6 protein-coding genes and 2 pseudogenes are annotated in these 8,181 nt (G+C 37.5%); 6 read left to right on the top strand and 2 right to left on the bottom strand.

Annotated features, from left to right (window positions below; all coding sequences use genetic code 11):
* Positions 1 to 280: 280 nt before the first annotated feature.
* The 4 genes from CP367_RS09070 to CP367_RS09055 are packed head-to-tail and all read left to right on the top strand — an operon-like array spanning position 281 to position 3,440.
* The gene (locus tag CP367_RS09070) at positions 281 to 1,288 is read left to right on the top strand and encodes a PTS sugar transporter subunit IIB (protein ID WP_089146289.1); all 1,008 of its coding nucleotides are present in this window, start codon (positions 281 to 283) and stop codon (positions 1,286 to 1,288) included.
* 21 nt (positions 1,289 to 1,309) lie between these two features.
* A complete protein-coding gene (locus tag CP367_RS09065; protein ID WP_005720853.1) occupies positions 1,310 to 2,119 on the top strand; it encodes a PTS mannose/fructose/sorbose transporter subunit IIC in 810 nt (269 codons plus the stop codon).
* Between the two features lie 28 nt (positions 2,120 to 2,147).
* Complete coding sequence (locus CP367_RS09060; RefSeq protein WP_005720854.1) at positions 2,148 to 3,068, top strand: PTS system mannose/fructose/sorbose family transporter subunit IID; 921 nt, start codon at positions 2,148 to 2,150, stop codon at positions 3,066 to 3,068.
* Between the two features lie 3 nt (positions 3,069 to 3,071).
* Positions 3,072 to 3,440, top strand: coding sequence for a DUF956 family protein (locus tag CP367_RS09055; RefSeq protein WP_089148048.1), 369 nt, complete (start codon positions 3,072 to 3,074; stop codon positions 3,438 to 3,440).
* A gap of 42 nt (positions 3,441 to 3,482) precedes the next feature.
* Here CP367_RS09055 and CP367_RS09050 read toward each other — a convergent pair whose 3' ends face one another.
* A complete protein-coding gene (locus CP367_RS09050; protein WP_089148047.1) occupies positions 3,483 to 4,364 on the bottom strand; it encodes a LysR family transcriptional regulator in 882 nt (293 codons plus the stop codon).
* A gap of 280 nt (positions 4,365 to 4,644) precedes the next feature.
* Between CP367_RS09050 and CP367_RS09045 the strand changes: the two are divergent.
* Positions 4,645 to 5,953, top strand: a pseudogene (locus tag CP367_RS09045) (ISL3 family transposase).
* Positions 5,954 to 6,041: 88 nt separating this feature from the next.
* A pseudogene (locus CP367_RS09040) lies at positions 6,042 to 7,765 on the top strand (IS1182 family transposase).
* Positions 7,766 to 7,844: 79 nt separating this feature from the next.
* Here the strand turns inward: CP367_RS09040 and CP367_RS09035 are convergent.
* The coding region (locus CP367_RS09035) for an LPXTG cell wall anchor domain-containing protein (RefSeq protein WP_143441446.1) at positions 7,845 to 8,181 on the bottom strand (337 nt) is incomplete at its 5' end.

The raw sequence follows: 8,181 nt of genomic DNA, 5'->3' as shown, positions 1-8,181 counted from the left end.
GCGGAAGGCTTCCTTTTTTTTGTTATTTTATGAAAATGAAATTATTCAACCAGCATATATTTTAATAGGAAGCCAAATTTGTGAAAAATGATTCAATTCATGAAAATAGGCTTTCTTTTTTAGTAGACCAATTTTTATCTTTGCTTGTCAGGCAAGGCATTTGGGCTAGTTGAAACAAATTGTCACTTTATGAAATTATTTTCAAAAAACGCTTTTTTAAAGTCTATATTTATCGTATAATAAAAGCGGATTCATTTTTTGATCTAGAGGAGGAAATTACATGGTAGGAATTGTTTTAGCCAGCCATGGTGGCTTTGCCGATGGTATTGCACAATCTGCGCAAATGCTTTTCGGTGAACAAGATAATTTTGCACATGTTATCTTAAAGCCTGATGAAGGTCCAGATGACATTCGTGGCAAAATGGAAAAAGCAATTGCTTCATTTGATAACCAGGATGAAGTTTTGTTCTTGGTTGACTTATGGGGTGGTACTCCATTTAACCAAGCAAATGGACTTGCTGAAAAGCATGATAAATGGGCAATTGTTGCTGGTATGAATTTACCAATGGTTGTACAAGCATTAACTGAGAGAATGATGGATGCTAATGCAACTGCAAAGCACATCGCCACTGCAGTTGTTCAACCTGGTAGAGATGGAATTAAGACTAAGCCAGCTGACTTAATGCCTAAGACGGCTGCTGCAGCTCCAGCAGCTGACAAAGCTGCTGCTAAGGGCAGTAAGAAGAGCATTCCAGAAGGTACTGTTATTGGTGATGGTCATATCAAGTACGTTTTGGCAAGAATTGATTCACGTTTGCTTCACGGTCAAGTGGCAACTGGTTGGATTCCAGCTATGAAGCCTGATAGAGTAATTGTTGTTTCAGATAGTGTAGCTAAGGATGATTTACGTAAGAGTATGATTCGTGAAGCTGCACCAGCTGGTGTTAAGGCTCATACTGTTCCACTCAAGAAGATGGAAGAAATTGCTAAAGATCCAAGATTTGGAAACACTCATGCACTTCTTTTGTTTGAAAATCCAGAAGATGTATTGAGGGCTATCAAAGGCGGTATTGATCTTAAGAATATCAACGTTGGTTCAATGTCATATAAGGAAGGCGATGTTAACGCCAACAACGTATTATCAATGAATCAAAAAGACGTTGATACATTCCGTGAACTTGAAAAGATGGGCGTTAAGTTTGATGTAAGAAAAGTTCCTTCAGATGCTCCAAGTAATATGGATTCTATCTTGAAGAAGGCTCAAACTTTACTTGACGAAAAAAAGTAATAAATAATTAGGAGTAAATAAATGAACGCTATTCAAATGATTTTGGTTGTGTTTGTTGCCTTTCTTGCCGGTATGGAAGGTATCTTGGATGAATGGCAATTCCACCAACCATTAGTTGCTTGTACTTTGATCGGTTTAGTAACCGGTCACTTGGATTTAGGTGTTGCCTTAGGTGGTTCATTACAAATGATCGCTTTAGGTTGGGCTAACATTGGTGCCGCTGTTGCACCAGATGCTGCCTTAGCATCAGTAGCTTCAGCTATTATCTTGATCGAAGGTGGTCAAGGTATTAAGGGTATTGGTACTGCTACTGGTATCGCTATCCCATTAGCTGTTGCTGGTTTGTTCTTAACTATGATCGTACGTACTATTTCAACTGCTATCGTTCACATCATGGACGCAGAAGCTAAGAAGGGTAACTGGCGTATGATCAACTTATGGCAATGGATTGCCGTATGTTTACAAGGTTTGAGAATTGCTATCCCAGCTGCACTTCTTTTAGCAATCCCTTCAGGTACTGTTAGAAGTTGGCTTGCAATGATGCCACAATGGTTAAACGAAGGTATGACTATCGGTGGTGCGATGGTTGTAGCCGTAGGTTACGCTATGGTTATTAACATGATGGCAAGTAAGGAAGTATGGCCATTCTTCGCAATTGGTTTTGCCCTTGCTGCTATCAAAGACTTAACTTTGATCGCCCTTGGTGCTATTGGCCTTTCAATGGCTTTGATGTACTTAGCTCTTGAAGCTAAGGGTGGCAACGGTGGAAACAATAATTCTGGCGATGCCGGCACTGGCGATCCACTCGGCGATATCATTGATGACTATTAAAATGAACGCATAGAGGAGGATTTATATAATGGCTGATAAGAAAACTAAATTAACCAAGCGCGACCGTTTTAACGTTATGTGGCACTCACAATTCCTTCAGGGTTCATGGAACTATGAAAGAATGCAAAACGGTGGTTACGCTTATTCAATGATTCCAGCATTGAGAAAGTTATACCCAAACAAGAAAGATTTATCTGCTGCCTTACAAAGACACTTAGTATTCTTTAACACTCACCCATACTTAGCATCACCTGTTCTTGGTGTTACCTTGGCTTTGGAAGAAGATAAGGCTAACGGTGCAGAAGTTACTGATGACGCTATCCAAGGTGTTAAGGTTGGTATGATGGGACCTTTGGCCGGTGTTGGTGACCCTGTATTCTGGTACACTGTTCGTCCAATTGTTGGTGCATTAGGTGCATCAATGGCCATTGCAGGTAACGTAATGGGTCCTATCTTGTTCTTCGTTATCTGGAATATTATCAGAATCGCATTCTTATGGTACACACAAGAATTTGGTTACAAGGCTGGTTCAGCTATCACCAGTGATATGTCAGGTGGTATGCTTCAAAAGGTTACCCGTGGTGCTTCAATGATGGGTATGTTCGTCTTGGGTGCCTTAATTGAACGTTGGGTAAACATCAAGTTCACTCCAATTGTTTCTCAAACTCCTATTCAAAAGGGTGGTTACATCGAATGGGACAAGCTTCCATCAGGTGCTAAAGGTATCCAATCCGCTCTTCAACAATGGGATATGGGTAACGGTAAAGCTTTAAGCAGTACTAAAGTTACTACTTTACAAGACAACTTGAACCAATTAATTCCTGGTTTAGCTGGTTTGCTCTTAACTTTCTTCTGTATGTGGTTATTGAAGAAGAAAGTTTCACCAATCTGGATTATCATCGGTATCTTCGTTGTCGGTGTTCTCTTCCACGTATGGGGCATTCTTTAATAAATGGCTAAGTCAATTAATACAAAAGTCGATCTCACTGTTGATGCAACCTGGTTTAGAGGTATTGCATCCTATGGAAAAATTATGATCGGCGATAAAGCTTTTGAATTTTATAATGAGCGAAATGTTGAAGACTATGTTCAAATTCCATGGAAAGAAGTAACTTATGTAGTTGCGGATGTTCATTTTAATGGACGTTATATTCCACGTTTTGAAATTAGAACTAAATCTAATGGTAAATTTATCTTCGCTGCGCGTGATCCTAAAAAGGTATTGCGTGCAATAAGAAAATACGTACCTGCTGACCATATGCGTAAAGCATTAAGTATGTGGCAACAAATTAAGCAACGTTTTACTCGTAAGAAAAAATAAAGCAAACTAAAAATCCCAAGGTCGAATGGCCTTGGGATTTTTTTAGTCATCAGCAATAGAAGCTTGCAATCTATTTAAGAATAATTCGGCAACGGGTGATAAGTTAGTCTCATGTTTCCAGATAACCGTGATCGGTTCACTTAAAGCTGGCGATATTGGCCTAAATGTTAAACCCGATTCGCTAGAAGTATTAGCAATTTTATCTAGTGTTAACATCATAGCCGCATTGTTTTTAACTAGTAAAGTTCCGTTAAAGCTTAGGTTGACCGTTCCGATGAAATTGACGTCGTCTTTGTAATTGCCAAGCCAATTATCGAAATAGTGCATCGTGTCAGCCTGTTGAGAATTTAAGACGGTTCTGCCAACCAGATCCGCTGGGGTAATTGCCTTCTTTTTAGCTAAAGGATCATTCTTAGTCATTAATACGCCCCATACGTCTCGTTCTGGCAATTGAATGGAAGCATAGTTTGAAAGGTTAACATTACCAATGATAGCCGCAAAATCGACTGTACCGATGTTTAACTTCTTTTCAGCGAATTCATAGTCACCACTTAAAATATGAATTTTAACTGTAGGGTAGTCCTGAATAATGTTACTTACAATATTCATCAGTCTTTGCATCCCAACACTTTCGCCGGCAGCAATAGTTAAATCACCACTGATTACAGCTGATGATTGCAGGTTGCTCTTAGTTTTGGCAGTTAAAGCTAAAATTTCTTTTGCTTGCTCTAATAAATATTGTCCTGAAGGTGTCAGAGTTAAATGGCGTGGTTGGCGGTTGAATAACTTGACCCCTAATTCGTCTTCCAAATCCGCAATCTGGCGTGATAAAGCAGGCTGAGAAACTAATAATTTCTGTGACGCTTTCGTCATGTTTAACTCTTGCGCTGTGGCAACGAAATAATTTAAAACTCTTAATTCCATATTTTCACCATAAATAAAAGTTATTATACGTGATACTTAATAAGTTTTTTACATTACTTACTTTATCTTTTAAACTAAAAATGAGCAAGAAAAGGAGTAGCAGATTATGAAGACCCAAGATAAAGAACTTATTCAAGAATTTGTCGGTTCTATGATAAATCCTGTTGATAGATTTCTATGATATTCTATCAACAGGATTTTTTTGCACAAAAAAAGAAGCCATAGGCCTCTTACATTAATATCCTTTGATACTACTCTTTAGAAATTAAGGTGATTGCTTATGACTTCTCTCAATAATTATATTAAATTTACTCTTAATATTGAAGCAGATAATTTAGAATTCCTTGATACTTCATTAGGGAAATATCGTGGACGTGAGGCCAAATTCTATCATGCTGTCCTTCATCTTGATCATTGTCTTGTTTGTGGCTCTGATCATATTTGGCACAATGGCCATTCTTATTCTAATTTCCGTTATCTTGCTTTAGATGCCAGTCTACCCGTCTTTATCAGAATAGCCAAAGAAAGAATTATTTGCCAAGACTGTCATCATAATTCTATGGCTGAAACTAATTTAGTAAATAAGTATTGTCATATCTCAAATCCAGTGAAAAGAAAGATTATTTCTGCTTTAACTGAAGACATGTCAATGAAAAATATTGCCATCCAAAACTCAGTTTCAACTTGTACTGTTCAATGAATGCTTGAAAAATATCAGACTACTTCTACCCAAGATTATGACTGGCTACCTGAACACTTAGCTTTTGATGAATTCAAAGGTGTGGGTCGTCAGCTTTACTTTATTGCCCTTGATGGTCAGTCTCACCATGTGCTCAAAATCTTACCTAATAGATTAAAAAGGATATTCTTAAGTATTTTAAGCACTTTCCAATTACTATTCGTAGGAAGGCTAAAACCGTTACGATGGATCTTAATTACTACTATGACATAATGGCCAGAGAACTATTTCCTAATGCTCAGATCATTTTTGATCGTTTTCACATCATTCAAATGCTTAACCGTTCATTTAACTCATGTCGTATTCATGTTATGAAGAAGTACCATAAAGGATCACGTGAATATAACTTGCTTAAATATTATTGGAAACTATATTTAAAGCCCTTTGATGATCTTGAAAAGACAAAACCACATTATGACTGGCACCTTAAAGATACACTAACTCAGGAACAAATTGTGACTGATGGACTAGCGCTAAGTGAAGAATTAGAGAATACCTACAATCTTTTACAAGATATTAGTAAAGCCCTAATAAATAAAAATGTTTCTGATCTAAGAAAACTTCTCAACTGTAAAGATACTATAGGTTATCAAATGAACATTACGTTAAAAATCTTTAAACGTTGTCTTTATGATTTGCTTAACGCTGCTAGATTTACTGAATCAAATGGCGCCTTGAAGGTACTAACCGCAAAATAAAGCAAATTGAATGAACTGCTTATGGCTATTCCAACTTTTATCATTTAGTAACAAGAATCAAATTAGAAGAAAAAGATGCGATTCTAAAAGAAAAAGCAGTGTCTGGGAAAAAACTAATTCTCAGACAGGAAAAAAGAACGATTATTTCCTAATGGATTTCATCGTTCTTTTTCTATACTTTAAGTGCCTTCCTTGATATTATTGAATCACCACAAAACAAAAAGAAAGAAGGCAATCTTAATGTATCAAAATTATACCATAGGTCAAACAGCTTTAACACTCAACTTAGACTTCGCTATTCCTAATAATCATTTGGCTAATACCATTAGCTGGTTTGTCGATTCAATTCCAGAAGATGTCTTATTGGGTAATACTGCTAAAACCGGTCGTCCAGCTTATCATCCAGCGATGATGCTTAAAATCTTGCTTTTTGCTTATTCCAGAAGAGTATTTTCAGGCAGAAAAATCGAATTAATGCTGGAAGAAAACGTGCCGATGATGGCTTTGGCTGAACACCAACAGATTTCTTACCATACTATCAATAACTTTAGATCCAGCAAGCATGCCAATGAGCTGGTTAAGAAAAGCTTCCTCTACTTTACCAATTTGTTAGAAGCCGAGGGCCTTATCAATGAAGGAGCGATCTTTATTGATGGCACTAAAATCGAAGCTGACGCCAATCGCTATACTTTTGTTTGGCGCAAGGCAGTTGAAAAATTTCATGACAAGCTCAAAGGTCAAGCGGTTGAGCTTTATGATGAATTGATTGCCAAAGAAGTCGTCAAAGCAATGGCAAAAGAGAAAGTCCAGACCAGTCAAGGTTTGGCAGAGCTAGCACAAGAAACGGAAGCCGAGATTGAAAAGCTGACCGAAGAAATTGAGCAAGAACCCAAAGTAATCCCTGGCGGTTCGCCTAGAAAAGCAAGAAGACGCGGTCTTAAAAAGCTGCTTCATAAGACTATGTTCCTCGAATGAAGAAATATGAAGAGGCGAAAGAAATCTTTGCAGGGCGTAACAGCTATTCTAAGACAGATCATGACGCGACTTTCATGCATATGAAGGAAGATCACATGAAGAACGGCCAGCTCAAGCCAGGCTACAATATTCAAGCCGCCACCACTGATCAATATGTGGTTGACTTTGCTTTGTACCCTAATCCAACTGATTTCAGAACTTTCGAACCATTTTTAAAGCAGATGACGACACTAGACAAGTTTGACAAGATTGTCGCTGATGCTGGTTATGGCAGCGAATATAATTATTCAATGTTAGAAGAAGAGTATTCAGACAAGAAGTACTATATTCCTTATACCATGTACGAAAAGGAAAAGACCAGAAAGTATCGCAACGATCCAACTAAGCTGGCTAACTGGTTCTATGATGAAAAAGATGATTATTACCTTGATCAAAATGGCGTCAGATTCAACTTCAAATATTATAGTCAACGTAAAGATCGATCGACTGGTCAGGTTCGTGATTTTAAGGTCTATGAAGCAGATGAATTTCAACTAACGCCAGAATTAGAACGCTTAGCCAAGACTAAGAGCGGACGCCAACGTCAGGTTCGCTATAATCCTAACTGGCAATACCTAAAAGAAAAAGCCAAAGCAGTTCTCCAAAGTCCTGAAGGCAGACACATCTACAGCATGAGGAAATATGATGTGGAGCCGATTTTGGGACATTTGAAGAACGTCTTTGGCATGCGCCGAACTCATTTAAGAGGCAAAAAGAAGGTTGAAACAGATATAGGAATAGCCTTCATGATGATGAATTTAAGCAAATATTGGAACAGAAAATGGTCAAAAGACCAATTTTCTTTGTTCAAAAATAAAAATAGACAGAAAAAGACGGTCAAGCAACTCAAATTAAGAGTTGGATTGATCGTCTTTCAGTATCTAAGGCTTAGTTTTTTCCCAGACACTGCTTTTTCTAAATTATATTTGACTTCTATCAACAACATTTGATAGAGAGCCTTTTAATTTAACTATTATTCATTGTTTAGAAAAAAATTCAATTCGAATAATTGAATCTTTTTCTAATTAATTAGAATTCTTTTTTGTATAAAAAACCACTTAAAACTACCATACCAAGACCAATTAATACAATAAGTGCACTTTGCTTTGCACCGGTCTTTGGTAAAGCTTCTGAGTTGTTAGCTGTATAAACAACTGAAGTTGCCTTTGGCATCTTTTGTGAATTATTAGCCTTGTAAACTGCTTTTTGGTAGTTGACTTTTGCTTTCTTGTCAGATGGCTGTTCAGTTGCTTTAGGTTGTACTACTTCTTCAGTAGTTGGCTTGTTTGGCTTTTCTACTTCAGGAGTAGTTGGAGTAGTTGGAGTAGTTGGCTTAGGTTGTACTACTTCAGGAGTATCTGGCTTG

It is taken from the genome of Lactobacillus sp. UMNPBX16, from assembly GCF_002553775.1.
Taxonomy (GTDB): Bacteria; Bacillota; Bacilli; order Lactobacillales; family Lactobacillaceae; genus Lactobacillus; species Lactobacillus crispatus.
The sequence above is the reverse complement of the archived record's forward strand: the minus strand, read 5'-3'. Positions and strand labels throughout refer to the sequence as shown.

What these genes read in the sequence shown, in the direction of transcription:
- CP367_RS09065 (WP_005720853.1), top strand. Translation starts at nt 1,310, where the DNA reads ATGAACGCTATTCAAATGATTTTGGTTGTGTTTGTTGCCTTTCTTGCC.
- CP367_RS09050 (WP_089148047.1), bottom strand. Translation starts at nt 4,364, where the DNA reads ATGGAATTAAGAGTTTTAAATTATTTCGTTGCCACAGCGCAAGAGTTA.
- CP367_RS09055 (WP_089148048.1), top strand. Translation starts at nt 3,072, where the DNA reads ATGGCTAAGTCAATTAATACAAAAGTCGATCTCACTGTTGATGCAACC.
- CP367_RS09060 (WP_005720854.1), top strand. Translation starts at nt 2,148, where the DNA reads ATGGCTGATAAGAAAACTAAATTAACCAAGCGCGACCGTTTTAACGTT.
- CP367_RS09070 (WP_089146289.1), top strand. Translation starts at nt 281, where the DNA reads ATGGTAGGAATTGTTTTAGCCAGCCATGGTGGCTTTGCCGATGGTATT.